General features: G+C 72.2%; 24 protein-coding genes and 1 pseudogene. 16 read left to right on the plus strand and 9 right to left on the minus strand.

Annotated elements, in window-relative coordinates; translation table 11 throughout:
• Positions 1 to 208: 208 nt before the first annotated feature.
• From ACFP1Z_RS12290 to ACFP1Z_RS12310, 5 genes are all read left to right on the plus strand, one after another.
• Positions 209 to 2,215: an aconitate hydratase gene (locus ACFP1Z_RS12290; protein WP_390316141.1), complete on the plus strand. Its 2,007-nt coding sequence runs from the start codon at positions 209 to 211 to the stop codon at positions 2,213 to 2,215.
• Positions 2,216 to 2,290: 75 nt separating this feature from the next.
• Entirely contained in the window at positions 2,291 to 2,629 is a 339-nt protein-coding gene (locus tag ACFP1Z_RS12295) for a thioredoxin family protein (RefSeq protein ID WP_390316142.1), read from the plus strand.
• A gap of 95 nt (positions 2,630 to 2,724) precedes the next feature.
• Positions 2,725 to 4,260 carry an alpha/beta hydrolase gene (locus tag ACFP1Z_RS12300; RefSeq protein ID WP_390316143.1) on the plus strand — a complete coding sequence of 512 codons (1,536 nt, stop codon included), beginning with the start codon at positions 2,725 to 2,727 and terminating at the stop codon, positions 4,258 to 4,260.
• Between the two features lie 207 nt (positions 4,261 to 4,467).
• Positions 4,468 to 4,959 (plus strand): hypothetical protein, encoded by a 492-nt coding sequence (locus ACFP1Z_RS12305; RefSeq protein ID WP_390316145.1) that lies wholly within the window; start codon positions 4,468 to 4,470, stop codon positions 4,957 to 4,959.
• A gap of 122 nt (positions 4,960 to 5,081) precedes the next feature.
• Positions 5,082 to 5,726 (plus strand): maltokinase N-terminal cap-like domain-containing protein, encoded by a 645-nt coding sequence (locus tag ACFP1Z_RS12310; RefSeq protein ID WP_390316147.1) that lies wholly within the window; start codon positions 5,082 to 5,084, stop codon positions 5,724 to 5,726.
• Positions 5,727 to 5,966: 240 nt separating this feature from the next.
• Here the strand turns inward: ACFP1Z_RS12310 and ACFP1Z_RS33745 are convergent.
• A pseudogene (locus ACFP1Z_RS33745) lies at positions 5,967 to 6,059 on the minus strand (hypothetical protein); the annotation flags it as partial.
• Between the two features lie 440 nt (positions 6,060 to 6,499).
• Here ACFP1Z_RS33745 and ACFP1Z_RS12320 point away from each other — a divergent pair.
• The 4 genes from ACFP1Z_RS12320 to ACFP1Z_RS12335 all read left to right on the plus strand — a co-directional run bounded on the left by ACFP1Z_RS12320 (position 6,500) and on the right by ACFP1Z_RS12335 (position 10,038).
• Entirely contained in the window at positions 6,500 to 7,150 is a 651-nt protein-coding gene (locus ACFP1Z_RS12320) for a non-oxidative hydroxyarylic acid decarboxylases subunit B (protein WP_390316148.1), read from the plus strand.
• Complete coding sequence (locus ACFP1Z_RS12325; RefSeq protein ID WP_390316149.1) at positions 7,134 to 8,612, plus strand: UbiD family decarboxylase; 1,479 nt, start codon at positions 7,134 to 7,136, stop codon at positions 8,610 to 8,612. The genes ACFP1Z_RS12320 and ACFP1Z_RS12325 overlap by 17 nt, the downstream gene beginning before the upstream one ends.
• A 30-nt stretch (positions 8,613 to 8,642) precedes the next feature.
• Positions 8,643 to 9,047: a tautomerase family protein gene (locus tag ACFP1Z_RS12330; RefSeq protein WP_390316150.1), complete on the plus strand. Its 405-nt coding sequence runs from the start codon at positions 8,643 to 8,645 to the stop codon at positions 9,045 to 9,047.
• Between the two features lie 430 nt (positions 9,048 to 9,477).
• Positions 9,478 to 10,038, plus strand: coding sequence for a YbaK/EbsC family protein (locus tag ACFP1Z_RS12335; RefSeq protein ID WP_390316151.1), 561 nt, complete (start codon positions 9,478 to 9,480; stop codon positions 10,036 to 10,038).
• Positions 10,039 to 10,051: 13 nt separating this feature from the next.
• On the opposite strand, the gene ACFP1Z_RS12340 is transcribed toward ACFP1Z_RS12335, so the two are convergent.
• The 3 genes from ACFP1Z_RS12340 to ACFP1Z_RS12350 form a co-directional block, all read right to left on the minus strand.
• Positions 10,052 to 11,005 carry a phosphotriesterase family protein gene (locus tag ACFP1Z_RS12340; protein WP_390316152.1) on the minus strand — a complete coding sequence of 318 codons (954 nt, stop codon included), beginning with the start codon at positions 11,003 to 11,005 and terminating at the stop codon, positions 10,052 to 10,054.
• A gap of 137 nt (positions 11,006 to 11,142) precedes the next feature.
• Positions 11,143 to 11,550 carry a DnaJ family domain-containing protein gene (locus ACFP1Z_RS12345; RefSeq protein ID WP_390316153.1) on the minus strand — a complete coding sequence of 136 codons (408 nt, stop codon included), beginning with the start codon at positions 11,548 to 11,550 and terminating at the stop codon, positions 11,143 to 11,145.
• A 72-nt stretch (positions 11,551 to 11,622) separates the two neighbouring features.
• Positions 11,623 to 11,898: a helix-turn-helix domain-containing protein gene (locus ACFP1Z_RS12350; RefSeq protein WP_390316154.1), complete on the minus strand. Its 276-nt coding sequence runs from the start codon at positions 11,896 to 11,898 to the stop codon at positions 11,623 to 11,625.
• A 58-nt stretch (positions 11,899 to 11,956) separates the two neighbouring features.
• On the opposite strand from ACFP1Z_RS12350, the gene map reads away from it, so the two are divergent.
• From map to ACFP1Z_RS12370, 4 genes are all read left to right on the plus strand, one after another.
• Positions 11,957 to 12,724, plus strand: a complete 768-nt coding sequence (map, locus tag ACFP1Z_RS12355; protein WP_390316155.1) for a type I methionyl aminopeptidase — start codon at positions 11,957 to 11,959, stop codon at positions 12,722 to 12,724.
• Positions 12,725 to 13,136: 412 nt separating this feature from the next.
• The gene (locus ACFP1Z_RS12360) at positions 13,137 to 14,213 is read left to right on the plus strand and encodes an NAD-dependent epimerase/dehydratase family protein (protein ID WP_390316156.1); all 1,077 of its coding nucleotides are present in this window, start codon (positions 13,137 to 13,139) and stop codon (positions 14,211 to 14,213) included.
• A complete protein-coding gene (locus ACFP1Z_RS12365) occupies positions 14,207 to 15,514 on the plus strand; it encodes a DegT/DnrJ/EryC1/StrS family aminotransferase (RefSeq protein ID WP_390316157.1) in 1,308 nt (435 codons plus the stop codon). Before ACFP1Z_RS12360 ends, ACFP1Z_RS12365 begins: the two co-directional genes overlap by 7 nt.
• 132 nt (positions 15,515 to 15,646) lie before the next feature.
• Entirely contained in the window at positions 15,647 to 16,891 is a 1,245-nt protein-coding gene (locus tag ACFP1Z_RS12370; RefSeq protein ID WP_390316158.1) for an MFS transporter, read from the plus strand.
• Between the two features lie 96 nt (positions 16,892 to 16,987).
• Here ACFP1Z_RS12370 and ACFP1Z_RS12375 read toward each other — a convergent pair whose 3' ends face one another.
• Together ACFP1Z_RS12375 and ACFP1Z_RS12380 are read right to left on the minus strand one after the other, a co-directional pair.
• Positions 16,988 to 17,422, minus strand: a complete 435-nt coding sequence (locus ACFP1Z_RS12375) for a VOC family protein (RefSeq protein WP_390316159.1) — start codon at positions 17,420 to 17,422, stop codon at positions 16,988 to 16,990.
• A 43-nt stretch (positions 17,423 to 17,465) separates the two neighbouring features.
• On the minus strand, positions 17,466 to 18,083 hold the full coding sequence (locus tag ACFP1Z_RS12380; RefSeq protein ID WP_390316161.1) for a TetR/AcrR family transcriptional regulator: 618 nt from the start codon (positions 18,081 to 18,083) through the stop codon (positions 17,466 to 17,468).
• A 55-nt stretch (positions 18,084 to 18,138) separates the two neighbouring features.
• Here ACFP1Z_RS12380 and ACFP1Z_RS12385 point away from each other — a divergent pair, with 55 nt between their 5' ends.
• The 3 genes from ACFP1Z_RS12385 (at position 18,139) to ACFP1Z_RS12395 (ending at position 22,135) form a co-directional block, all read left to right on the plus strand.
• Complete coding sequence (locus ACFP1Z_RS12385; RefSeq protein ID WP_390316163.1) at positions 18,139 to 18,630, plus strand: DUF1453 domain-containing protein; 492 nt, start codon at positions 18,139 to 18,141, stop codon at positions 18,628 to 18,630.
• Positions 18,631 to 18,715: 85 nt separating this feature from the next.
• Positions 18,716 to 19,270 (plus strand): hypothetical protein, encoded by a 555-nt coding sequence (locus ACFP1Z_RS12390; protein WP_390316164.1) that lies wholly within the window; start codon positions 18,716 to 18,718, stop codon positions 19,268 to 19,270.
• A 6-nt stretch (positions 19,271 to 19,276) separates the two neighbouring features.
• Positions 19,277 to 22,135 (plus strand): M48 family metalloprotease, encoded by a 2,859-nt coding sequence (locus ACFP1Z_RS12395; RefSeq protein WP_390316165.1) that lies wholly within the window; start codon positions 19,277 to 19,279, stop codon positions 22,133 to 22,135.
• Between the two features lie 28 nt (positions 22,136 to 22,163).
• Here the strand turns inward: ACFP1Z_RS12395 and ACFP1Z_RS12400 are convergent, their stop codons facing one another.
• From ACFP1Z_RS12400 to ACFP1Z_RS12410, 3 genes are all read right to left on the minus strand, one after another.
• Positions 22,164 to 23,129, minus strand: coding sequence for a hypothetical protein (locus ACFP1Z_RS12400; protein ID WP_390316166.1), 966 nt, complete (start codon positions 23,127 to 23,129; stop codon positions 22,164 to 22,166).
• A 120-nt stretch (positions 23,130 to 23,249) separates the two neighbouring features.
• Positions 23,250 to 24,494 (minus strand): SDR family oxidoreductase, encoded by a 1,245-nt coding sequence (locus tag ACFP1Z_RS12405; protein ID WP_390316167.1) that lies wholly within the window; start codon positions 24,492 to 24,494, stop codon positions 23,250 to 23,252.
• Positions 24,495 to 24,499: 5 nt separating this feature from the next.
• Positions 24,500 to 26,488, minus strand: a complete 1,989-nt coding sequence (locus ACFP1Z_RS12410) for a glycosyltransferase (protein WP_390316169.1) — start codon at positions 26,486 to 26,488, stop codon at positions 24,500 to 24,502.
• Positions 26,489 to 26,693 lie beyond the last annotated feature (205 nt).

Consider the following 26,693-nt stretch of genomic DNA (forward strand, 5'->3'; position numbering starts at 1 on the left):
GGCGGGCGCGGGGCAGGCAGCGAAAGCGGCCCCGCCGACGGGGCTGTCGCCGGCCGTCCCGGGCACAGGACCCGGCCGGCGGGCCTCGCACCCACCCCGGCAGCCGCGCGGCCCGCGCTGTGCCCGGCTGCCGTCCCCGGCACCCCCTGCACCGCACCGGACACGCCGCCCGCGCATGGCCCCGCCCCGCCCGGGTACTCCCACGCTCATGAGCGAGAAATCCGAGCTCTCGCACGGCACGCTGTCGCACCGGCTGATCGCCGAGCACCTCGTCGACGGCCGGGCGGAGCCGGGCCGGGAGATCGGGCTGCGGATCGACCAGACCCTCACCCAGGACGCGACCGGCACCCTGGTGATGCAGGAGTTCGAGGCCCTCGGCCTGGACCGGGTCTGTACCGAGGTCAGCGTGCAGTACGTGGACCACAACCTGCTCCAGGCCGACGAGCGCAACGCCGAGGACCACGCCTTCCTCAGATCCGCCTGCCGCCGCTTCGGCATCTGGTACTCCAAGCCCGGCAACGGCGTCTCCCACCCCACCCACATGCAGCGCTTCGGCGTTCCCGGCAGAACCCTGGCCGGATCCGACTCGCACACCTGCGCCGCCGGGTCGCTGGGCATGCTCGCGCTGGGCACCGGCGGTCTGGAAGTGGCGCTCGCCATGGCCGGCCGGCCGCTGTACGTGACCATGCCGGAGATCTGGGGCGTCCGGCTGACCGGCCGGCTGCCGGACTGGGTGAGCGCCAAGGACGTCGTACTGGAACTGCTGCGACGGCACGGCGTCAAGGGCGCCGTCAACCGCGTCCTGGAGTACCACGGGCCCGGCCTGGCCGGGCTGTCCGCCATGGACCGGCACGTCATCGCCAACATGGGCGCCGAACTGGGCGCGACCACCTCCGTCTTCCCCGCCGACGACGCCGTACGCGCCTTCCTGCGCGCCGAGGACCGCGAGAGCGACTTCCGGGAGCTGTCCGCCGCCCCGGACGCCGTCTACGACCTGGACGAGGAGATCGACCTGTCCGCGCTGGAACCGCTGATCGCCCGCCCCTCCTCACCCGGCAACGTGGTGCCCGTGCGCGAGGTCGCGGGCGAGCCCGTCGGGCAGGCGGTCATCGGCTCCTCCGCCAACCCGGGCCTGCGCGACTTCGCCGTCGCCGCCGCCATGGTGCGAGGGCGGCAGACGCATCCCGCCGTCAGCTTCGACATCAACCCCACCTCCCGCGAGATCCTCGCCGACCTCACCCGGGACGGCGCGACCTTCGACCTCATCGCCGCCGGGGCCCGGATCCACCAGACCGGCTGCCTGGGCTGTATCGGCATGGGACAGGCCCCGGCCGCCGGCCGCAACAGCCTGCGCACCTTCCCGCGCAACTTCCCCGGCCGCTCCGGCACCGAGGACGACGCGGTCTGGCTGTGCTCCCCGGAGACGGCCGCCGCCTCCGCCCTCACCGGCGAGATCACCGATCCCCGTGACTGGGCGCGGCGCGAGGACGTCCCCTGCCCCCGGCCGCGACCGCCGGCCCGCGCGTCGGTGAACACCGCGATGCTGGAGCCGCCCCTGCCGCCCGGGCAGGCGGCCCGGGTGGAACTCGAACGCGGCCCCAACATCTCCGGCCTGCCCGACCTCGACCCGCTGCCCGACGTCCTGGAAGGACCCGTCCTGCTGAAGACCGGCGACAACGTCTCCACCGACGAGATCTCCCCGGCCGGGGCCCGCGCGCTGCCCTACCGGTCGAACATCCCCAAGCTCGCCGAGTTCACCTTCACCCGCATCGCCCCCCACTACCCGCGGCGCGCCGCCGAACTCGCCACGGACGGCGGACCGGGCGCCCACTTCGTGGTCGGCGGCGAGAACTACGGCCAGGGATCCTCCCGCGAGCACGCCGCGATCACCCCGCGCTACCTCGGGCTGCGCGCGGTCGTCGCCAAGTCCTACGCCCGTATCCACTGGCAGAACCTGGCGAACTTCGGCGTCCTCGCGCTGGAGTTCACCGACCCGGACGACTACGACCGTATCGACCCCGGCGACCGGCTGCGCCTGGAGGGGCTGCACGCGGCGCTGGCTCCCGGAGCCGAGCCCCGGCTGAGCCTGCGCAACACCACCAAGGACGAGACGTACGCCGTGCGCCACCGCCTCTCCGACGGCCGCCGCCGCACCGTCCTGGCCGGCGGCATCATCCCCGCCCTGGCGCGAGAGGACCGGCCGAACACCGGCTGACGCCGCGTGCGGACGCGCGCGGGCTGTGCAAGGGTGGTGCGGTCCGGTAGTGCTGCTCCCTGGAGGGCGACGAGCATGGCTGTCACACCGCTGACGGGCTTGGCCGAGTTCACCGAGGTCACCACGCGTGACAGGGCCGCGGTGGTCTGCTTCTGCGCGACCTGGGCCGCCCTGTGCCGGTCGATCACCCCGGTCTTCGAGCGGCTCGCCGAGTCCCCCGAATTCGCCGACACCGTCGGCTTCTACCGGGTGGACATCGACGAACAGCGCGACATCGTCCGGGAGACGGGCACCCGGCCCGTCCCCGTCTTCATGGTCTTCCGCAAGGGCATCAAACTCGACGAATCCGTGGCCCCCGACCCGGAGGCCCTCAGGGCGCTCGTCGAGAACGCGAGCAAGTCCGGCTCCAGCTGAACAGCCGGTCACCGGGCGGCTGTTGAGCGCGCGGGGACGGGCGGCGCGCGGCTCGTGACGCCGTGTCATGCGTCAGTCCTTTACAGTTGCCCGGTATGAACGATTCATCCGCTATAGCGGTTTCGGCGGGGCGTACGCGCCGCCTGCTGGCCGCTCTCGTCGTGGCCGTACTGACGGTCACGTATGCCACGCAGGCCCACGCGGCCCCCCGCGACCGGCAACCGCCGGGCGCGGCAGGGGCGGAAGCCCGGTGGACCGACTGCCCGGACCAGCCGGGGCTGCTCTGCACGACACTCTCCGTGCCCGTCGACTGGCAGGCGGCCGACACCCAGGGCACCACGAGCACCACGGACGCCGCGCGCGTCGACCTCCCGGTGGTCAAGAGACCCGCCTCCGATCCCGGGCGGCGCCTGGGAGCGCTCGTCATCAACTACGGCGGCCCCGGCGAGGCACACGCCCAGCAACTGCTCTGGGACGCGGGCCCGTTCGCCGCGCTGGGCGAACGCTTCGACCTGGTGGCGTTCGACACCCGGGACACGCTGCTGCGGTGCGGCGAGAACCTCGTCGTCCACGCCGACCGGATGCCCGTCGTACTCGACAGCCGCACCGCCCACGACGAGCGGGTCCGGTTCAACCGGGCCCTCGCCGACAGCTGCCGGAAGGCCAGCGGCGCACTCTTCGACCACGTCGACGCGGTCAGCATCGCCCGGGACATGGAGGCCCTGCGGGTCCTGCTCAAGGAGCCGCAGCTGAACTTCTACGGCATCTCCTACGGCACCCTCATCGGCCAGATGTACGCCGAGCACTACCCCCGGAACGTCCGCACCATGGTCCTCGACAGCGTCGTCGACCACAGTCTGCGCCCCGAGTCCCTCATCGCGTCCGCAGCACAGGCGCAGGAGGCCACCTACCGCGCAGCTGCCCGCTGGTGCGCGCGCACCACGTCCTGCGCCCTGCACGGACAGGACGTCGACGCACTCCTGGACCGGCTCTTCACCGCCGCGGAAGAAGGACGCCTGACGGACGGCGACGACCCCGTCGACGTCAACGCCCTCCTCAAACGCACCTATTTGGGCAACCAGACCGAAGAGGACTGGCCCGGCTGGTTCTCCTTGCTCACCTCCCTCACCGTCCACGACCGGCCCGTCGGTCCCGCCCCTCGCCCGGAGCTCCCCCCGACCCCCGGCGACCCCGTGCCCGAAAGCCGCCCCACACCGCTGATCTGCGCCGACTGGGACTTCGGACCGGACGGCCCCGACCGGTCGGCCGCCCTGTGGGCCGCCGGCCGGAAAGCCGCGCCCCACACCCGCGGCAACACCTGGTACCAGGAATGGTCCGCGCGCTGCGCCGGATGGCCCCGCCCGGCGAGCAACCCCCAACACGCCCCGCACGCACCGGACCTGCCGCCCGTCCTGCTCGTCAACGCGACCCTGGACCCGGCCACGAGCCATGACTGGGCCACCGGCGTCTCCCGACAGCTCCCGGGATCACGCCTGTTGACCTACCAGGGCGCCGGACACGGCATCCTCACCGTCGGCGGCACCTGCCCCGCCGAGGCCGTCAGCCGCTACCTCACCACCACCGAACTCCCGCCCGCCGGCGCGACCTGCCCGGGCGTCCGCACCCCCTGACCCCGACCCCGACCGCACCCCCTGGCGGCCGCCGGCCCGGCGGCCGCCAGGGGGTGAGTCAAGAACGCTCGCGGGCGAACGCCGCGGACCCGGCGCACGCGGCGGCTTCCGGCGGGAGTGCGCCCTCGCAACGGCCTTGAGCCCCGCCCCTCCCGGGCATCCTGCTGTACGGTCGGAGCACGCCGCACATCCGCCGGGAGGCCCACGATGCCTGACGCACAGGAGGACCCGCAGGAGTTCGCGCGAGCGCGGTACGCGCTCTATCTCCACACGCTCCGGGCCAGGATGCCCCAGGAGCAGTACGAGCTCCTGATGGAGGTCATCCGTACGTGGGCCGAAGTCGGAGGAGGCACCGTACGGCTGCGACTCGACGGCCGCGAGAAGGAGTTGTTCACCCCGGAGCTCCGGCAGGAACTGCTGAACCTCATGGGCCTGATCGGCGCGATGCAGCCCGGCCACGAGGACCGCGCCGACCACGTCGTCGCCCAGCTCGGCGACGGCGAGCACGCCAAGGGCGTCATGTCGCTGGTTCCCCCCGACGTCGCCGCCGACCCGGAACGGCTGCGCGCCATGCGGGACAAGATCGACGCCGAGCAGGCGCGCCGACGGCGCGACGAGCAGGCCGTCGAGGGCATCGCCCGCGCGAGCGGGATGTCGGAGGAGACGTCCGACGGCGAGACGGGCGACAACGGCGGCTGAACCAGGAGTCACCTGCCCCCGGTCGAAAACGCTCTGGCACATGCCCATTCGGCGGGAGAGGATGAGGGGTCGAACACCCCTCAGCGAACCTCAGCAAACCTCGGCGAAAGAGAACCCACGGCATGGCTGTCATCCACAAGACCGTCCTCACCCCCGGCAAGGACGAACTGCTCACCGCCTGGCTGCCGTCCCGGCCGTGGTACCGCCCCGGCACCGGCGCCCCGCAGCTGCGGCGGGCGGGCGGCTTCCGGCTGGACGACCCGGCGGGCGAGGTCGGCATCGAGTTCATGGCGATGACCGACACGGCGGGCGCGGAGCCCGTCACCTACCTTGTGCCGCTCACGTACCGCGGCGCCCCGCTGGACGGCGCCGAGGACGCCCTCGTCGGGACCATGGACCACGGGGTGCTCGGCAAGCGCTGGGCCTACGACGGCTGCCACGACCCGGTGTTCGTCGCCGGGTTGCTCGCCCTGATCGAAGGCCGCGCCCAGGCACAGGACCAGAACGTCAGCGACACCGCCGACCCCGACATCACCGCTGCCCTCACCGGACGCGGCCCGCTTCCGACGGATTTCTCCGCCGTCACCGACGACCACGGGTCGACCGCGCTCACGGCCGCCTCGCACTCCGCGACGCTGCGTCTGCACCGCGTCCTGCGCACCGACGCCCATGGGGAGGGTGCGGCCGGTCAGGTCACCGGCTGGTGGCGGCAGTTGGACGGTACGCGGGTGCGCGGCGTGTTCGCCGTTCTGCACACGGAGGGCTGAGGCGGGCCGGCCGGTGGCCGACCCCGTCGTACGGGAGCGGACGTGGTCGGCGGAGGCGTGGACGGTGGTGATCGCGCGGTAGCTGGTGGGCGCGGTCGAGAGCCGGCCGGCGACGAAGGCGGCGGGGTCGTCGCCGGGTGTCTCGCGGGGCGGGACGCGCCGGCCGGTCGGCAACGAGCCCGTGATGCGATCGAGGCGGAAGACGCGCCAGTTCTCTCGGTCGCAGTCGTGGGCCAGCAGGTGCCACAGGTGCCCCGAGGCGACCAGGTGGCAGGGTTCGAGGCGCCGCGCCGACGTGGTGCCCCGGCGGATGGTGCAGTCGAAGGCGATGATCTCGTGGTCGCGGCAGACGACGGACGGCCAGGGTGCTCAGGAGCGCCGGGTCGGCGCGGGGGCCGCGCGATACCGGCGACGGACGCCTGGAGAGCGGTGACCTGGCCGCGCAGCCGGCGGGGGAGGACCTGTTCGAGCTTGGCCAAGGCCCGTAGCGCGGTCTCCTCGATACCGGTGAGGCCGCCCGCGGCGGTGCGCAGGGCGACGGCGACGTCGAGCAGGAGCGGCGGCAGATCGGTGCCGGGGGCCAGCCGGTAGCCGTCGGTGTGGCCACGGGCGCTCTCGACGGGACAGCCTCCGCCGGTACCCCTGACCGGCAGTCGGCCAAGCACCCTGCCGCGGTTGCCGTCGTGCCGACCGGTGGTGATGCTGGTGCTGATCAGGTCCGGATGACGGCGGGCACTCCCGTCGGGGCGACTACGCCGGAACGAGGTAGAGGGATGCGGTTGATCGTGGGGATGACCGGCGCGTCCGGGGCTGTGCTGGGAGTGAGACTGCTGGAGGAACTGCGGGGCCATCCCGAGGTGGAGACCCATCTGGTCGTGTCGCGGTGGGCCCGTGCGAACCTGGCGCTGGAGACGGAGCACACCACCGCGTCGCTGGCCGCGTTGGCGGACGTGTCCTACGGGCCCGACGACCAGGCCGCTGCGATCGCTTCCGGGTCGTTCCGCATGGACGGCATGGTGATCATCCCGTGCAGCATGAAGACCCTGGCAGGCATCCGCTCGGGCTATGCCGACGGGCTGATCGGACGGGCCGCCGACGTCACGCTCAAGGAGCGCCGGCGGCTGGTGCTGGTGCCCCGGGAGAGCCCGCTCAGCGAGATCCACCTGGACAACATGCTGGCCCTGGCGCGCATGGGCGCGTCCGTGCTGCCGCCGATGCCGGCCTTCTACCACCGCCCCACCACTCTCACGGACATCACCGATCACGTCGTCACGCGGGTACTGGACCAGTTCGGCCTGGACCACAGCCGGGCCCGGCGCTGGACCGGCATCCGCCGCGACACCGCAGACCGTCCGGAGGGTCCGGCCGCGCCCCGTCGCCGGGAAGAAGCCAGGCAAGGAGTGCCCCATGAACCGGTTGCGTGACCTGCGCGCCTATATCGATGCGTTGAAGGACCTGGGAGACCTGACCGAGATCACCGAGCCGGTCGACGAGGTTCTCGAACTCGGTGCCCTGGTACGGCGCACCACCGAGACGTGCGGCCCGGCGCGGCTGTTCACCTCGGTTCAGGGGGCGGCACCGGGGTTCCGGGCACTGGGTGCTCCGGCCGCGCTCAGCTCCCTGCCCGGCAAGCGGATGGCCCGCGTCGCGCTCGGGCTCGGTCTGCCGGCCACCGCGACACTGCGCGAGATCGTCGAGGTGATCACGGACGGCCTGGACAAGACGCCGATCGCCCCGCAACTGATCGACGACGCACCGGTGTTCCAGAACACCCTGGACGGTGAGCGGGCCACCCTGGACCGGTTTCCCACGCCGCTGCTGCACCAGGACGACGGCGGACGGTACGTCAACACCTACGGCACGCTGATCGTCCGCACCCCCGACGGGTCGCTGACGAACTGGTCCATCGCCCGCATCATGCAGATCGACGGCCGGCACATGTCCGGCATCGTCGGGCCCCAGCAGCACTTGGGGATGATCTGGCACGAGTGGGCGAAACTGGGCAAGCCGATGCCGTTCGCGCTGGTGCAGGGGCCCGAGCCGGCGGTGTCGGTGATCTCCGGAACGCCGCTGCCCACCGGGGTGCCCGAAGGCCCGTATCTGGGCGGCTACTTCGGTGAGCCCATCGAGGTCGTGCGCTGTCGCACCAGCGACCTGGAGGTGCCGGCCAGCGCGGAGATCCTCATCGAGGGACATGTCTCACCCCACCGTGATTTCGACGAGGGCCCGATGGGCGAGTTCCCCGGCTACATGCCCAGGGGCACCACACGCCAGCCGACCTACACCATCGAGGCCATCAGTCACCGGGACGACCCCATCTGGCCGGTGGTCGCCGAAGGGTACCCGACCGACGAGTACCACAGCGTGACCGGCACCGGAAACGCCGTATCCGCGCTGGCCGGCCTGCGCAAAGCCGGACTGCCGGTGGCCACGGCCCTGATGCCCTTCGAAGCCGCCAACCACGTACTGGTGGTGACCGCCCTGGCGGACTGGCGCGCACGGATGCCGGGGGTGAGCAGCATCGAGTTCGCCCGCCGCGTCGGCCGGGTCCTGGACACCGTGCACGGCCGGACGAAGATCCCCAAGACCTATCTCCTGGACGACGACTTCGACCCCTCGGACCCCTCGCAGCTGCTGTGGGCCCTGGCCACCCGCGTGCACCCCGCCGACCGCCGCGTCATCCGCGAAGGCAGGATCCTCAACCTGCTGACCTGCTTCACCGCCGAGGAGACGGCCAACGGACACGGGGCACTGGCCATCCACGACGCCCTGCGGCCCGAAGACCCCGAAGGCCTGTGCACCTTCGCCAGCGCCTACCCCGAACACATCCGCCGTCGCGTCCTCGACCTGGAAACCCGCTACCCCGCACCCACCGCCTCGCACTGAGCGGCCGCGCGATACGAAGGAGTGAGCCCCATGCCGTTCTACGAATGCCGGTTCACCGAGGGAATGCTGGACAAGGACCAGAAGGCGGAACTGGCCAAAGCCATCACCGACATCCACGTGCGCAACACCGGAGCGGCCGAATACTTCGTCCACGTCTTCATGACCGACGTCCGTACGGAAGACGGCTACGTCGCAGGCCGGCCGCAGAAACTCGGCACCATCTTTGCCCGCATCCGCGCCGGACGCACCGACGAGACGAAGCACACCATGATGAGGGAGCTCACCGCGGCCGCATCCCGGATCAGCGGGCTGCCGCTCGACGACACGATCGCGGTGTTCCAGGACGTCCCCGCCACGTACATCATGAACGGCGACAAACTCGCCCCCGAGCCCGGCGAAGACGCCCAGTGGCTCGGCAAAGGGAAAAACACCTGACACCACAGGGCACTCACATGGCCCGGACTCGGCACCCCGTCCCAGATGGCTCGAATACTTCCGATCCTGGAGATCACGATGCCGCAGACCGCCGTTGACTATTCCGCCTCGCTCGATACCCTCCTCGACCAACGCCGTTTCGCGTTGGAGCTGCACCCTTGATCCTCGGGAGCGTCCCTGGCGCGGACATTGGGGACTGCAAAACCCGCTTTCGCCGGATCGAGGAGACCGTTGTAGGTCACCTGAACGTGCATGCCTCCGTGGAAGTGCGCGACCTCAGCCCGGCATTCCGCAAACCGAATGCGTGAGTGCCCGGCGTGCGTGGGTGGCCGAGGTACAGGTACGAGCGTAAGAAGGCGAGCCGAAGAGGGGCAGCGAGATGGTCTCGGGCCGCCCCCCACCGTCGGCCCCGTGTATTACAGTCCGCGCCATGAGCCATTCCCCGCACGCTCCGTTCGGAGACTTCACGACCGTCCACCCAGCCCTCGACGTGTCCGACCAACTGGCCACCCCCGTCGCCGAGGCACTGAAGACCTGGGACGCCCGGGCGGCCGAGTCCGTGCTGTACGTGGACACCGACCCCGCCAAGGCGGACACGGCGGTGTTCTGCGAGACCTACGACGTGCCGCAGGACGCGTCCGCGAACTGCGTGGTCGTCGCCGCGAAGCGGGGCACGGACGTCACGCTCGCCGCGTGCCTCGCGCTCGCGCACACCCGCGTCGACGTGAACAAGACCGTCCGCAAGCATCTGGGCGCGCGCAAGGCGTCGTTCGCCCCGATGGACACCGCCGTCGCCGAGACCGGCATGGAGTTCGGCGGCATCACCCCGCTCGGGCTGCCCGAGGCGTGGCCCCTGCTCGTCGACGAGGCCGTGGCCGCCGCCCCGTTCGTCCTCGTCGGCAGCGGACGGCGCAGGGGCAAACTGATCCTGCCGGGATCCGCACTGGCCCAACTGCCGGGCGCCGCGGTGATTCCCGGACTGGCCGTCTGAGACCGGCCCTGGATCAGGGCAGGGCGTCGGCCCCGTCCTCGTCGCCCGCGCCGGTCAGGAAACGCAGCGGATTGCGACGGGTCATCAGATCGATCACGGCGTCGGTCACACCGGCGGCCCGAACCCGGGGCAGGAAAGTACGGAACAGGTGCCCGTACCCTGTCCCGCCCCGCGCGCTCAGATGGGTGCGGCGCGAGACGTCGCACGAGAGCAGAACGCGGCCGGCGTACCCGGCGTCGAGCAGAGCGAGCAGGAGCCGCAGCCGGACCGTGTCGTCCTGATAGCCGCTCTTGCCGATCGTGTCGAAGGACACGTAGGCGCCCTCGGCCGCCAGACGCCGGTGGGTCACCGGGTCGTCGAGCAGGTCCTGATGACCGATCGCGACACGGTGCGGGGCCAGCCCCCGGCCGGTCAGCAGGCCGAGCTGGGCGAGACCGCCGGCACCGAGACGGGCGTGCGTGGCCACGGAGAGCCCGGTCCGGACAGCGGCCCGCGCGGCGGCGGTGAACACCCTGGCCTCCGCCCCGCTCGGCTGCTCGCCGTGGCTGCCGATCTCGCCGATGAGACCGGGACGGATCCGCAACGGGCCTGTCCCGTCGACGATTTCACGGACCATCACGTCGGCGAGACGGCCACTGTCCGTCCGACGTACTTCCGGCGGGTGGAACGCCTCGCAGTACCACCCGGTGGCGGCCACCACCGCGACCCCCGACCCGGCCGAGATCCGGCCCAGCGTGGCTGTGTCGCGCCCCATCCCGCGACACGTCTGGTCGACGACGAGAGACAGCCCGAACCGCTCCCGCAGCAAGGAGAGTTCACCGGCGATGTCCGGGACGTGCGAGCCGTCCAGGACGGCCTCCCGGTTCCCGGCACGGCGCAGGTCGAGGGCCAGGTGCTCATGGGGGAGGACCGGGCCGCGCACGGCCGACGGGGAGAGGGGACCGGCTACGGTCTGGACGGGCCTCACGGCTGTCTCCGGGCAGGGTGGTCACCGTCACCAGCACGGGGCCGTAACGCGACGGTGTCCGGCGCCGTTTGGCTGTACGTGCGAGGAGGACGAGCGGTTGCGGCCCTCGACAGTGAACAGCCCGGATGATCCCCCACCTACGCGCCGTCCCCACCGCTCTCCCGCCGGGCGGCGAGGACGGCGTCGACGTCGAACGGGGTGAGACCGAGCGGCGGGCCGGGCGGCGGCCTGCGGAGCGCCGCGGCGATCTTGTCGTTGATCTCCGCGAGGATCCGCCGTGCCTCGCTCTCCGTCCGGGCCGCCATCGCCGCGGCCAGCGAGTCCTCGGCCTCCTTGCGCAGGGCGAGCGCCGGCGGCAGGAAGGAGACCTTCTCGCGGCGCATCTTCTCCTTGATCCACCAGTCCGCGTCGTAGGGCCGGTCGATGCCCGGCAGCGGCTTGCCGAAGCCCGGCAGACTCCGGAACTCGCCCCGCTGCTCGGCCTCGCGTATCTGCCGGTCGGCCCACGACTCGAAGTCCGCGACCCTGCGCTCCCGCTCGGCCACCGCGCGCTCCTTCCGCCCACCGCTGCCGCAGGGACTCCGTCCCTCGGCGACGTCGATTCCTCCCAAGGGGATTCAGGCCGACAGCGCCTGCTGCTCCCCATTCTCGTCCGGTACGCACGCCACGGCCAGCTCGTCCAGGGACAGGTCCAGGGCCGAGGCCAGGGCCGCGACGGTGAAGAAGGCGGGGGTCGGTGCCCGCCCGGTCTCGATCTTGCGCAGCGTCTCGGCGGAGACTCCCGCCGCTGCCGCCACCTCGACCATGCTGCGCTCGCCGCGCGCCTGACGCAGCAGCGCGCCGAACAGCTCGCCGCGCTGTCGTTCCCAAGGGGTCAGTGGAGTCCGCACCATGACCGTGATACTAATACCGGTATAAGAATTGGGGCAACGCTCAGGGGGTCGACAGTTCATGGTCAGTATCAAGACGGACGCGGAACTGGACGCGATGCGCGAGGCGGGGCGCGTGGTGGCCCGCGCGCTCGCGGCCGCGCGGAAGGCGGCCGGCATCGGGGTCCCGCTCAAGGAGCTCGACGAAGCCGCCCGTTGCGTCCTCGCCGAGTCCGGGGCCCGCTCGCCCTTCCTGGGCTACCGGCCCTCCTTCGCGCCCACGCCCTTCCCCGCCGTGATCTGCACATCGGTCAACGACGCCGTCGTCCACGGCATACCCACCGGCTACCGGCTGCGCGACGGAGACCTGGTCAGCGTCGACTGCGGGGCACAACTCGACGGCTGGACCGGCGACGCCGCCATCACCTTCACCGTCGGCACGCCCCGCCCCGCCGACCTCGAACTGATCAAGGCCACACAGCAGGCCCTCGACGCCGGTATCGCCGCCGCCGTGCCCGGCAACCGCGTCGGCGACATCTCGCACGCCATCGACACCGTCGCCCGCGCGGTGCGCTGCGGCATGCCGTCCGACTTCGGCGGCCACGGCATCGGCCGCGCCATGCACGAGGACCCCGCGGTCCCCGGCCGGGGCCGCCCCGGCCGCGGCTTCCCCCTCCGCCACGGCCTGACCCTCGCCATCGAACCCATGCTCATGGCAGGCGGCAGCGACACCTACCGCACGGACCCCGACGGCTGGACCCTGCGCACCACCGACGGCAGCCGCGCCGCCCACATCGAGCACACGGTCGCCATCACCGACGACGGGCCCCGGATCCTGACCCTACCGTGAACTGTCCGGATTCCGGGCCCGGTTGTACCGGGCGCCCCGGGCGGGGAGCCGCCCGGGACGGAGCGACCAAGGCAACCGACTGGTCGGTTTTCGGCCGACTTCGCGCAGCCGTACGGAGCACGACGGCCGCTCCGTCTTCCGCCCGCCGCGCCGACATCTCCGACCGCTCCCTCCGCCGAAACCCGCTGCCCCCGGACGCCGTACGACGGCGCATGACGACGTGCGTCCGGCGGACCGTGCCGCGGGAATCCGGTGCGGCGCTCCGGCCTCAACTCCTGTCCACTACACCGGAGTCGGCCATTTCAGGGGGACGGTCGGGGGGATCCCGGTGGCGCATCCCTTCCTTCCGGCGCGAAAGTGGTGCGCAGCGCGAGACACCGCGCTCCAGGAACGACGGGAAACGGGGGATCCCTTGCATCCTGTACTTGCCGCGCCCGGCGCGCTGCCGGCGCACGACGACGCCCTGCCCGAGTACGCCGAGGTGACGGTCACCGGCGGAGCCGGCTTCGTCGGCCGTCATCTGGTCCGGGCGCTGGCGCGCCCGGGCAGAAAAGTGACCGTCGTGGACATCACCACGCCCGGCGAGGACATCACAGCTCTGCCCGGAGTCCGCCATGTCCGGGCGGACTTACGGGACTACGGCGAAACGCTGCTGGCCTTCCGCGACACCGAGGCCGTCTTCCACCTCGCGGGCAACGCCAGCGGCACGCTCTCCGTCGAGAGCCCCCGGCACGACTTCCAGCTCAACGCCCTGGCGACCTGCAACGTCGGCAACGCCTGCCTGGAGCTGGGCACCCAGCGGCTCGTCTATCTCTCCTCCGCGATCGTCTACGGCACGCCCCGGCACTCGCCCATCCGCGAGGACCACCCCACGGGCCCCTTCCTGCCCTACGGCGCCTCCAAACTGTCGGGTGAGCTGACCCTGCGCAGCCTGCACGAGACGGCTGGCCTGCCGGTGGTCATCGGCCGGTCCTTCGTGGTGTACGGACCGGGGGAGGACCCGTCCCGGGCCGGCGGGGAGGTCTCCCAGTTCCTGCGCTGGCAGCTCAACGAACGGCCGATCCTCGTCGTCGGCGACATCGACCGCAAGACCCGTGACTTCATCCACGTCGAGGACCTGTGCCGGGCCCTGCTCGCGCTCGCCGCGCGCGGCACGCAGGGCGGGGTGTACAACCTGGGCAGCGGCACCGAGGTGTCGATGCGCGAACTCGCCGACGCCGTCGCCGAGGCCACCGGCCGCCCCGCCCTGCTGGAAGCCGACAAGAGCAGCCTGGAGGACAGCTTCTCCCTGGTCGCCGACATCTCCGCGCTGACCGGGCTCGGCTTCGTCCCCCGGGTCCCGCTGCGCGACGGCCTCGCACGGCTCGCCGCCGAGCTGGGCCCCTTCCCCCAGCTCCCCACCACCACAGCGGTCTTCCGCAGGGAGCGGACCGGGGAGCGCCCCCTCCCGGACAGTCCTGCGCAGCGGGAGCAGGTGGTCCCGTGCTAGCCGTCGACGGAGGCCGCCCGGTCATCACCGACGACGCGGTCGCGCCCTGGCCGCACATCACCGACGACGACCGTAAAGCCGTCCTCCATGCCCTGGACCGGGCCACCCCGTGGCACTGGCCGATGGACACGGTGCGCGAACTGGAGGCCGCCTGGGCCGAGTTCACCGGCATGCCGTACGTCCTCGCGGCAAACTCCGGCACGGCCGCCCTGCATATGGCGATCGCGGCCGCAGGCGTCGAGCCGGGCGACGAGGTGCTCGTACCGGCCGACACCTTCCTCGCCTCGGCCTCCTGCGTCCTCCAGGCCAACGCCGTGCCCGTCTTCGTCGACACGGACCTCGCGACATTCAATGTCGACCCCCGGCTCGTCGAGGAGCGGATCACCGACCGCACCCGCGCGATCATCGCCGTGGACCTCAACGGCCTGCCCGCCGACCACGACGCGCTGCGCCGGATCGCCGACCGGCACGGCCTGGCCCTGATCGAGGACGCCGCGCAGGCCCACGGCGCCACCTACCACGGCCGGCCGGTGGGCTCCCTGGGCACCATGAGCGGTGCCAGCCTCAACGGCTCGAAGTGCCTGTCGGCCCTCGGCGAAGGCGGCCTGTTCGCGACACGTGACGCCGAGGAGTTCCGGCTCGCCCGCAGGGTGCTGATGTTCGGCGAGGAACTGCCGGGCCAGGGCCGCGACTACAACGCCCGCATCATGGGCTGGAACTACCGCATCGACGTGCTCGCGGCGGCCTTCGCCCGTTCACAGTTGACCCGGCTGCCCGCGATGTCACGCGCCCGCCGGGAGAACGGGGCCGCCCTCACCGCGGCACTCGACGGCATCCCCGGCATCCGTCCACCGGTGGTGCCCGAGGGACTGACCCACGTCTACTTCTTCTACCCGCTGCTCGTCCAGCCGGAGGAACTCGGCCTGGACGACGTGCCGGTGGCCGCCTTCCGCGACGCGCTGGAGCGCGCCGTGAACGCCGAGGGGCTCGGCATCATGCGCTGGCAGCCCCGGCCTGTACCGGCACAGACCCTCTTCCAGGAGCGGCGCGGTTACGGGCGCGGCTGCCCCTGGTCCTGCGGCCACGCCCGCCCCGGGCACACCTACACACCGGAGGAGTACCCCGTGGCCGAGGAGATCTGCCGACGCCGACTGGTCCTCGGACAGAGCTTCAGCTCCCTCGGACCGCCCAACGACACCCGCACGATGCAGCTGTTCGCCGACGTCTTCCACAAAGTGCTCGTCGAGGAACGGGACGGGCTCGTGGCCCTCGCCCGCTCCGGACCGCACGGGGCGCCGTGAGCGGACAGGCAGACCTGTCGGGACCGTGCACGGCGCGACCGCCACAGCGGCCGCACCGGGCGGGGACCCCGGGAGCCCAGCGTGCAGCGCCCAGCGTTCCACCAGCGTTCACAGCGGGAGGGAGACATGCCCATGGACCGGCAGTCCGGGACCGATGCCGGGACCGCGCGCTCCGGCCCCCCGAAACGCCGGTCCGGCGATCTGCCGGCCGGCTCGTCCGCCCAGGCGGGCCCGGCCCCGCCGCGGGCCGCCCGGGCGGCCGTGTCCGTGGTGTTCTTCGTCACCGGTGCCGCGTTCGCGACCTGGGCGGCCAGGGTGCCCGCGGTGCAGGACCGGCTTGATCTGTCGGAGGGCCGGCTCGCCGTGGCCCTGGTCGGGCTCAGCGGCGGCGCCTTTCTCGGACTGCCCCTGGTGGGCGGCCTGGTGGCCCGGCTGGGCAGCCGGCCCGTCCTCTTCGCCGGGCTGACGCTGTATCTGTCGGCTCTTGCGGGGCTCGCTTTCGTGCCCGGCTTGCCGCTGCTGACTGTGACGCTGGCCCTGTTCGCCTTCGGCAATACGGCTGTCGATGTCGCGATGAACACGCAGGGCGTGCTCGTCGAGCGTGCCTACGGCCGGGTCGTCCTCGGCGGCTTCCACGCGATGTTCAGCCTGGGCGGCATAGCGGGCGCCGCGCTCGGCAGCCTCGCTGCCGCTCAAGGCCTCGGCACAGACCGGCACTTCACAGCCGTCGCCCTCGCCCTGGCCGCCCTGGCGGCGCTCGCCGCGACCGCCCTGCTGCCCGACCGGCGCGCGCCCGTCCCGGCCGCCGCGGACCGCGCGCCGCTGCTCGCCCTGCCCGGCCCCGGACTGTGGATACCCGGCTTCGTCGCCTTCTGCGCGCTGATGGGCGAGGGCGTCATGAACGACTGGGGCGCCGTCTACCTCCGCGACACGGCTGGAGCCTCCCCCGGCACGGCGGGAGCCGGCTTCGCGGTGTTCTCCGCCGGCATGGTGCTCGGCCGCCTGTCCGCGGACCGGATCCGCGCCCGCACCGGCACCGCCGGCTTCGTACGGGGCTGTGCCCTGCTCGCGGCGGTCGGCGCCGTGGTGCCCGTCGTGTTTCCCGTCCCCGCCGCGGGGCTCGCGGGCTACACGCTGCTGGGGCTGGGCCTCGCCGCTGTCATCCCCGTGGTCTTCAGCCACGCGGCAGCCCTGCGCCCCGAGCGGCCGGGCCCGGCGATCGCCGCGGTCTCCGCTGTCGGCTACCTCGGCTTCCTCGCCGGCCCCCCGGTGATCGGAGGCCTGGCCGAGGCAGTGGAACTGCGCGCGGCCATGCTCGTCCCCCTGGTCCTGACAGCGACGATGGCCGCCCTGTCCGTACGGCTGCGCCGGACCTGAGCAGGGGCCCACCACACCGGGGACGCGTGACGGCGGGCGGGCCGGTGGCGAGACGTCTGTGCAGACAGCTCTCCACCTCGCCGTCCCGCAGGACGCTCAGTCGAGACAGAACTCGTTGCCCTCGACATCCTGCATCACGATGCACGACTCGTTTTCGTCATCGGCAGTCAGCAGTTGCACGCGCACCGCGCCGAGCGCGACCAGTCGTGCGCATTCGGCCTCCAGTGTGGCCAGACGTTTTTCACCGACGAGTCCGGTGCCGACCCGCACGTCAAGATGCAGCCGATTCTTGACGACCTTCCCTTCGGGAACGCGCTGGAAGAACAGTCGCGGGCCCACACCCGAGGGATCGACGCAGGCGAATGCCGAACCCCGTCGCTCAGGCGGCAGCGAGCGATTGAAATCGTCCCAAGTGGCAAAGCCTTCCGGCGGCGACGGTACGACGTACCCCAACACCTCGCACCAGAAACGAGCGACGCGCTCAGGTTCCGCGCAGTCGAAGGTGACTTGGACCTGCTTGACCGATGCCATCGGCTCACCATAGCCCGCCCGGGCAGAACGCGTTTCCCGGAAGTCAGTTCCCGGCCCTGAGGGCGTCCAGGTGCCGTCGCAGTACCTGCCGGAGCAGTGTGGGGGGATAGCGGTCCGGCAGCAGCGTGGCCTGGAGGGTGAGTCCGTCGAGGAGGGCGGCCAGCCGTGTGCTTTCCAGTTCGACGTCGATACCGTCCGGCAGCCCTCCGGCGCCCTGGGCTTCGTGCAGTACGCGCGTCATCAGGGTGTGCAGGTCGGCTTGCATGTCGGCGGCGCAGGGCCGCAGTTCGGGGCGGGTGTGTGCCGCGGTGGTGAAGGCGAGCCAGAGTGCGGACTCCTGGCGGCGGGTCTCGTCCAGGGGGAGGAACTCGGCCAGGAGTTCTTCCATTCCGGCCCGGCGGTCGATGTCGCTGTCGGGATCCAGGAGCCGTTCGGCGTGGGTGCGGACGCGGTCGCCGATGCGTCGGCTCAGCTCCCTCATCGTGAAGGTCATCAACTCGTCGTGGTCGGCGAAGTAGTGGCGGACCGAGCCGATGGCGAGTCCGGCTTCGTCGGCGACGTTGCGCAGCGAGGCGTGCTCCAGCCCGTGCCGGGCGGTGACGGACAGGACGGCCTGCGCCACTGCCCTGCGGCGGGCCACGGGGTCGACGATCTTTGGCACCTTGTCTTTATAGCACGACCGGGCTAATATTTTTTAGCGCAATCGTGCTACGAAGATGGGCGGTATCCGCGTGAACCCCTGGCTGCTCGCCGCGATCATCGCGGCGGTCGTGATCGTGGTCGTGATCAAACGCCTGAAAGGCGAACCGGTCACCACGAAGGAACTCTTCATCACCCCGGCGATCCTGATCGGGATCGGCGTCCTGTCCCTCACCAAGAAGACGGATCTGACCGGCACCGACCTCGCCTGGATCATCACGGGCGCCGTTGTCAGCGCGGCACTCGGCGCGGTCCGCGGCGCCACCGTTCAACTCCTCGACAAGGGAGGCGTCCTGTGGCAGCGATACTCCGGCCGCACGTTCCTCACCCTGATCGGCACCCTGGTGGCCACGGCCGGCTTCAACGTCCTGGCGGTGAAGATGGGCATGCACGAGGAGGCGCGGCCCCTCCAACTCGCCATCGGGGCAAGCTTTCTCGGCGAGTCCCTCATGGTCGGTTTGCGCGGCGTGGCTTCGGGGATCCCCTTCGCCCCGGCACGCACGCGCTGACTCACGGCCGTACCCCCCGAACGAAGTTGCGCCAACTCCTCCGCGCACCAGCCCGGAAGTCCTGGTTCCGCAGTAGCGTGCTGGTGTGGAACACGGTTCTCAGGAGGACGCGATGGGCTCGGGAGCAGCGTCGGTCGGGACCACGGTGCGTGATGTGGTGCGCGATGTCGTCAGCGAGGTCGCACCGGAGGAACTCCCCCTGGTGACCGCCCTGTTCCGGTTCGACGACGCGACGGTCGTACGGCGCCTGGGCCGCACCGGAGGGCGCCGCGAGCCCCTGGGCTTCGGGCTCGGCGAAGTGGCGACCATGGTCGCCCCCGTGGTGTGGCTGGTGCTGGACGAAGCCGCGCGCAAACTCGCGGGCGCCGCCGTCGACGGCGCGGCCGCGAAGGGGAAAACCGCGCTGCGCAAGGTCTTACGGACAAGGAGAAGGCAGCCCCCGGTCGCCGTCCCGGCACTCACCCGGGAACAACTCGCCGACATACAGGCGCGCGTCCTGGAGACCGCCGCGCGGCGCGGGCTGGACAGCGCACGCGCGGAGGCCATCGCCGACGCGGTCGTGGCCCGGCTGGCCCTGACCGTCGGGGAGGCTCCGGCGCCGCGGCCCGGAGTCCAGGACCGGCGCCGGCCCCAGGGCTAGCGGAGGATGGCCACGACGCTGCCCCGGACCCGGGTCGACGAGCGGGTGATGGGCGCGGGCACGACGGTGCGCTTCGCGTTGCTGGTGGTCCTGCTCCTGGTGAGCTGCTGGCACGTAATGGCGGGCATCACCCGCAGCGAGACGGGCGCGGACGCCTTCGACCGCTTCGGCTGTCTGCTCGCCGCCGGGGGCGATCCCTTCCACGGCACTCTCGCGGAGAACATGGTCCTCACGCACGCCCAGCAGCAGGCGGTCGACACCTGCACGGCGCGCTACGAGCCGCAGTTGCCCTGGTGGGTGGCGCTGGGCTGGCCGGTCCTGCTGCTGGTCGTGGCCTGCGCCGTGTTCTGGCTGCTGCCCGTTTGGCGGACGAGGCGCGGCCGGGTCGTCCCGCTCGCGGCCGTCGACGAGGACGGCGCGGTACGGCGGCTGGTGGAGGAGTACGCGGCGGTGGCGGGCCTGACCCGCGTCCCCCGTGTCGTCGTCGATCCGGCGGCGGCCTCGACCGGCGCGGTGGTCTTCGGCAGCAACCGGCGCCCGACGGTGTGTCTGCACGGTGGTCTCCTCACCCGCAGGCACACCGACCCGGAGGGCTTCCGGGCCGTGCTCCTGCACGAACTGGCCCACATCCGCAACGGGGACGTGACCCTCACGTATGTCACTGTCGCCGTGTGGCGAGCGTTCGTCGCCGTGGCGCTCGTGCCCGCGCTGGCGCGCGACATCCGCAACGCCGTCACGATGCCGGAGATCTATCGGCCCGTCGAAGTGCCGACCATGGTGCGGGAGTTCGGTTTCCTGGCCTTCCTCGTCGTGCTGGTGTATCTCGCCCGCTCGGACGTGCTGCGCAGCCGGGAGATCTACGCGGACCGGGCGGCGGTGCGCTGGGGCGCGGACCCGCACGGCTGGGCCGTGACGGCCCCGGAGCCGCCGAGGAGCAGGCGGGGGCGGGCGCTCGCCGCCTTCACGGAGGTGTGGCGCACGCATCCGCGCTGGGATCTGCGGCGGGAGTCCCTGGACGACCCCGTGGTCCTGTTCGGCGTGCAGGCGCTGCCCCTGCTGCTGACCGGGGTGGCCGCCACGCTGATCAGTTCCCAGGTGGCGGGGGAGACGTCCCGGTTCGACGCGCCGGGGGTGGACGAGCTCAAGGCGCTGCTTCCGGCCGCGTTCGTCGTCGGAGTCGCCGGGGTGGCCCTGTGGCGGGGCGTCGCCCATGCCGTGCTCACGTCGCGCCGGGTGCCGTCCGGGGTACGGGCCGGCCTGTGCCTGGGGGCCGGAATGGCCCTGGGCGAACTGGTCGTCAACGACGTGACGGTCTTCGGGTGGCTGCCCGCCCGGCCCTGGGTCCTGGCCCTGGTGGTGCTCGCGGGAGTAGTGGTCACGTGGTGGTGCGCCGAGTGCGCGCACGTGTGGGTGCGGGTGTGGCGGCGGCGGACGATCCGCCCGGCGATGCTGCTGGGGCTGGCGGCCATGTGCCTGGTGCTGTCCGCGTGGTTCGCGTGGTGGCAGCGCAGCGGAGGGCTGTACGCGAACGGCTACCCCTTGGACGTGGGGGAGTTCCTGGAGGCGTCGGGTACGGGGACCGTACGGGCGCAGTACCGGTCCGTACCCGCGGTGGTCCTGGTGAATCTGGGCCAGGTCACCGGCGAACCGTTCGTGCTCCCCGCCGTCGCCGCCCTGTGGGCCGTGCCGCTGCTGGGCTGGGCCGTGCGTCCGGCCGCCACCGCTGCCGGCTGGGTGCGTGATGTCGTGCGGGGCGGCGGGCAAGAGGGTGTGCCCGTACGGCTGTTGCCCCCGCTGCGACGGGTCCTGGCGGCCGTGTCGGCGGGCGGGGTGTCGGGGTGGGCGGCCCTCGCGGGGGCGATGGCCTTCCTGCACACGCGGCAACCACCCGTCGGGGAGCTGACCGACCTGTGGCTGCTGCGCTACCTCGGGTGGATCCTGGTGGCCCTGACAGTGGCGGCCGTGGTCGCCGCCGTGGTCGCGAGCGCGTGGGCGGGGCGCGGCCGGCTGCTCGTGGCGCTCGTCGCGGCCGAGGCCGCAGTGGTGGTCGCGCTCGCCGGGAGCTATGTGCTCGCCTCGGCGGACGGTTGTGTCGGACCGCTGAACGTCGTTGCCCACAGCTGCGGTTGGCACTCCGCCGCGATCTGGCCGCTCCTGCGGAACGTCGTCCTGGGCCCTGCCCTCCTGCTCGGCGTCGCCGCCGCTGTCGTCGCGGCCGCCGTGGTGTCGGTGGCCGGCAGGGCGCGCCGGCGCCGGGTGCGGGACGCCGCGGTACGCCCGGCCGCGCGGTCACGGTACGCGCCGCTCGTCCGGCGCCTCGTGGTGGGCGTGCTGTGCGCCGTGGCCGTGGCGGCCACGGTGACGGCGAGGACGTCCTCGGCGCAGGACGGCCCGGGGCAGGCCGACCCCGCGATCGTACGGAACCCGGCAACTGCCCGGGAACCGGGCCCCATTGCCGCAGATGCCTCGCAGACCCGGAGGATCCAGGTGCTGGCCTGGCACAGCCACGGAGGGAAGGAACTGCTCACCCGGTTCATCAACGCCACCATGGGATTCGCCAGGCTCCTCGACCAGGGGCACGGTGAAGTCGACGCATCCCGTGTCCGCGCCTTCTGCACGGACTTCGACCGGATCGCGCGGGACGCCGACGCCTTCTTCCGCATCCCGGACGCGCAGGGCCAGGCGTACTGGAAGAAGTTCGTCGCGCAGCTGGGGCGGACGAGCCGGACGTGCCTCCAGGCCGTGGACCGCTCGGACGGCCGCCTCCTGCTCCAGGCCGACGAAGAACTCGTGCAGACCGCCCGGCTGGGACAGTCGGCGAGCCAACGGCTGGAGACCGTGGCCCGGGGGACGGGCCACCCATAGCCCGGCGGGCCGCAACCGGCGCGGCTCGCTACGGGCGTTCGCCGTCCTCGGGAAGGTCGGCGGCGCGGTCGTCGAGGACGATGGTGACGGGGTGTCCGCCGGGGCCCAGGCTGCCGAGTTGTTCGGCGATGCGATGGTGGACGGTGCCGGCCAGGGCGCAGTCGGCGGCGTCGGCATTCCGTCGGAGGACCTCCGACAGGGCGATCAGTACGGCGATGAGGGACCGTCCGGACAGATCGGCCCGGACCCGGCCCGCGTGGTGGTCGGTGACCTCTTCGGGGCTCCGGAAATGGGGCTGCGCGGCGACATGAGCCAGCACGAAGTCCCAGGTGTCGCGGTGGCACACGACAGTCGCGGAGGCGATCCGTGCCGCCGCGCGCAGCAGCTCGCCCTCCGCGGCGTCGGGCGCGTCGCTGTCCGTCCGCAGCGGTGCGGTACTGTCGCACGATTCCCGGTGTTCCCGCACGAGTTGGTCCACTGCGTTGCGCAACGCCTCGGGGATGCCGTGGGTGATGGCCTCGTGGAGCTGTGCGGTCAGCGCGGTCAGCTGACGCGCGAGATCGGCGAGTTCCGGCGCGGTGGGCCCGGCGGGCTGCTCCGGCGCGGCCTCGTGCTCCTCCTCCGTGGGCGGTTCGCTGTGATCGTCGGCCGGGGACGTGTCGGAGCCGGGGCTCGCGACGAGCGGCGCCGCCGTCGGCGAGGGGCCGGCGGCCGAGGGCGACGGTGCCGTGTGCGCAAGTGACGCGGCCAACGCCTCTATGAGCGCGCGGAGTTCGCGGACGTCGTCGCGCAGTGCCTGCACGGTGGAACCGGCGGCGGTGCTGATCTCACCGGTGATGGCGCGCACGGCCTCCGCGCGGGCCTCGCCGACACTGCTCCGCAGAGTGGCATGGCCCGCAGTGACGGTTTGCTGGAGCGCGGCGATCGTGTCGTGGACGGTGCGCCGGGTCTCCTGGCCGTCGCCGAGCAGCGTGCTCAGCTCGTTCTTGCGCACGGACTCCCCCTCCCGCCACCCCCCTTGGAGGCGGTGGCGGGACTATTCCTTTCCTGGGATCGCGCGAGTGATGCCGTACTGTGACAGCTGCGGTCGAAGTGGCCGGAATCCGGCTGATCGTCAGCGTGATCCTGCGGGCGGAGACGGGGAAGCGCCCGGCCCGAGCGCCGTACAGGTGACGCGGACGCCGTCCTCGGCCCACTCCTCGGCCAGACTCCGGGCGAAGGTGACCGTCGCCGACGCGCCCGCCGCGGTCAGCCGGCTCCCCGGTCCGCCGGGAGAGCGGCCGTCGGCGGTGCACAGCAGCAACTGGCCGTTGGACGCGGTGAGATAGCGGTACGCGAGGCGTGCGATCCGCAGCGGTGCCAGGTGGGTGACGAGCATGCTCTGCTCCGTGGTCGCCCGGCGGACCACGTCCGCGAGGCCGTCGGCGACGTGGACGACGCAGTCGACGCGTCCCGCCCGCTCGTACGCCTCGGCAAGGGCGTTCTCGACGTACGCGGACGCCTCCGCGTGGGACCCCGTCCCCGCGTGGCCGTGGGTGAAGACGTCCATGCCGCACAGGGCCGCCAGGTCCTGGCCGAAGCCGTGGTCGGTGCCGAAGACGACCATGGCCCTCCTCGTCGGCCTCGCCGGCCGGGCTGTTCCGCCGCTGGTGCCGAGCGCGGAGACGAGCCGGGTGAGCCGGTGCGCCGTCGCCACGGGGTGCGCGGCGGTCAGGGTCCGCTCGTCGGCCTCGACGGCGTGGACGGGGACGTCCGGGAGGTACCGCTCGACGGTGGCGCGCGCGTCGTCGGCGTCGTGGTGTGTGCCGTCGTGGCGCGCGCTGCGGGCGGCGATGCCGTACGCCCGGCGGACGGTGGACAGCCGGAAGGCCTGTGGCGCGCGGGCCCCGCCGGCTCCGTCAGGGCTCTCCGTCGGCAGGGCCACGGCCACCGCCTCGTGCTCGCGCAACGCCGCCGCGCAGTCCGCGATGATCTGCGGGGACACCAGCGGACTGACCGCGTCGTGGAAGAGGACGCCGGGGTCCTGCCCGTCGTCCAGTCCCGCGCTGAGGGCGTCGATGGCACGCCGGACGTTCTCCCCGTACGTCGCCGCCGCGGGCAGCACCCAACGGACCTTCCGCAGAGCCGCGTTGAGGATGATCCGCTCGACGTCGGGAACGCGGTCGGGCGCCATCATCACGATGACCTCGTCGACATTCCTGGCGCTCTCGAAAATCCGCAGTGTGTGCTCGATGGTGGTCCGGCCGGCGGTTCTCACGAACTCCCGGGGGACGGGCAGGCACGGCGGGGCCGTGGCACAGCCGGCGAGCACGACCGCCGTGGTACGGGGGGCCGGGACCTGGGATGTGTGCTGGTGCATCTGCTTCACCGCCGTTCGGGGAGTTCGCCCGCGCTGAGGGCCAGTTCGTTGTTCACGGTGTAGAAGGCACGCACCCGGGAGCCTCCGTCCGCGCCCAGGTCGATGTCCTCGGCCGGGTAGGAGCACACGTTCTTGCGTGAGAGCAGATCCCCTTGCAGGGTCGCGATGCGAATCGGCTTGCCCCCCTCGGAGGGGCGCAGATACAGATTCCAGACGTCGTACGCGCTGCTTCTCAGACGCGCAGGCTCGGAACACGGGATCACCGCGCGGAACCGTGTCCCCTGAACGTGCGTGACCGGTATCTCGAAGGTGCGGTCGCGCCGCTGCCGGGAGCGCGCGACGACGGTCGCGGTGGAGCCGAGGTCCGTACCCCAGACCTCGGCCGCGATACCGATGTGCCCTGCGCGCACTTCGATGCGGTCCGCCTCCACATGGGGATCCCGGACCCAGCTGCGCACCGAGAGAAACCCTTCGTCCGTCGTGAACGGGATCCTGGTCTGCAGGACGGCTCCTTGGGCACGGGGACCGTTGACCGCCAGCAGTCCCCGCTGGTCGCACACGGTGGCCCGGACACGGCGGCGCAGGCCGCTGGCCAAGGACTCCACGTACACGTCCCATATCCCCTCGGGCAGGAACTCGCCCTGCCACGGGATCACGGCACCACCGGGGGCGTCGCCGGAGGTGACGGTGAGCCGCAGCGGGAAGCGTGCCGACTCCGGGACGCCGGAGTCCGAGCGGTTCACGCACAGAAGGTTGTAGGAGTCGACGGGCGCGCTGTCCGAGGTGATACGGACGACGATGTCGCCCGGGCCCTCCACCCAGCAGTCGGCACGTGCCGGCAGGTCCCGCTGCGCCGCCAGCTCGGCGAAGAGGGCCTCGTACTGGGCGCTGATGACGTCGGGGGAGAACCGCTGGACGCTCCTGCGCGCCTCCTGCCCCATGCGGGCCCGGCGTTCGGGATCGTTGATCAGCGCGAGCAGGGACGAGGCCAGGGCCTCGGCGTCACCGGCCGGGGTGAGCAGGCCGTTGTCGCCGTGCCGGACGATCTCCCGCGGTCCGAAGTCGCAGTCGGTGCTGACCACCGGCAGCCCGGCGTACATGGCCTCCACGATGGCCGTGGGGAAGGACTCGGACCGGGAGGAGCAGACACCGAGAGCCGCCTTGGGCCACTCCGTCTCCAGGGAGGGCGACGCACCCATGAGGTGGACGTTGTTCTGGAGGCCGAGACGGTGGATCTGCTCGCGGAGCCGGGACTGCTCCGGGCCCCGGCCGAAGATCCGCAGCGTCCAGCCGGGGCGCTGCGCGACGACCTTCCCGAAGGCCTCGATGAGCACGTCGTACTGTCTGCGCTGCGTGAGCGGCCCGGCCGCCATGACCATCGGGTGCTCCCCGGTGGCGGGAGGGACCCGCGGTGCCGGCACGCAGTGGGGGACGCAGTGCACGGCGATACCGCAGGTACGCAGGGAGGCGCGCCGCCGCTCGGCCTCCTGCTCGCACGCGGTGACCACGGCGTCCAGGCCGCGGTAGGCCGCGGCCAGGTCGGCCCGCAGCCGTTCCGGGTGCTGGTCGTGGCGCACGTGCTCCTGGACGACGCGCAGACAGCGGTCCGAGCCCAGCCGGGCCAGGCACACGGCGAGCCCCGGACTCGTGGCGACGACCACGTCGGCATCGGTGGTGGCCAGGTACTCGGCCAGCCGCTTCTCGGTGAGGCGGCTGTACTCCTCCCAATGTTCCTGATCACTCACCGGGAAGATCCGGGCGGCCTGGAGCACGAGCGGATCGTCGCCGTCGTACGTGTGCGGCGCGTCACTCAGATCGACGAGGTCGCGGGTCCGGACGCGGGGATCGGCGGGCAGCGCCGGCCTCTCCCGGTCGCGCAGCGCGGAGACGACCTCGACGTCATGGCGCGCCGCGAGTGCCGCCGCCAGGTCGAGCACCGTGCGTGTGGTGCTGGTGATTCCGTAGCGGTTGTGGAGAAGGAAGGAGATGTTCACCGGTTGCCTTGACGTGTGGGGGGAGCTACAGGGACGCCCGCCGCCGGCAGGCGTCCTGTGCCACAGCAGTCAAGCGGGAGATCGCCGGGCGGGCTACGGACCCAGGGCCGGGGCCCGTGGACTTTGGGGCTGTCCTACGGGCGCACATGTCGCCGTCGGACGACTCCGGCCCCCTCCGACCGGCCCGTGCCGGGGCCCGGACGGA

This window comes from Streptomyces gamaensis (genome assembly GCF_042656465.1).
GTDB lineage: Bacteria > Actinomycetota > Actinomycetes > Streptomycetales > Streptomycetaceae > Streptomyces > Streptomyces gamaensis.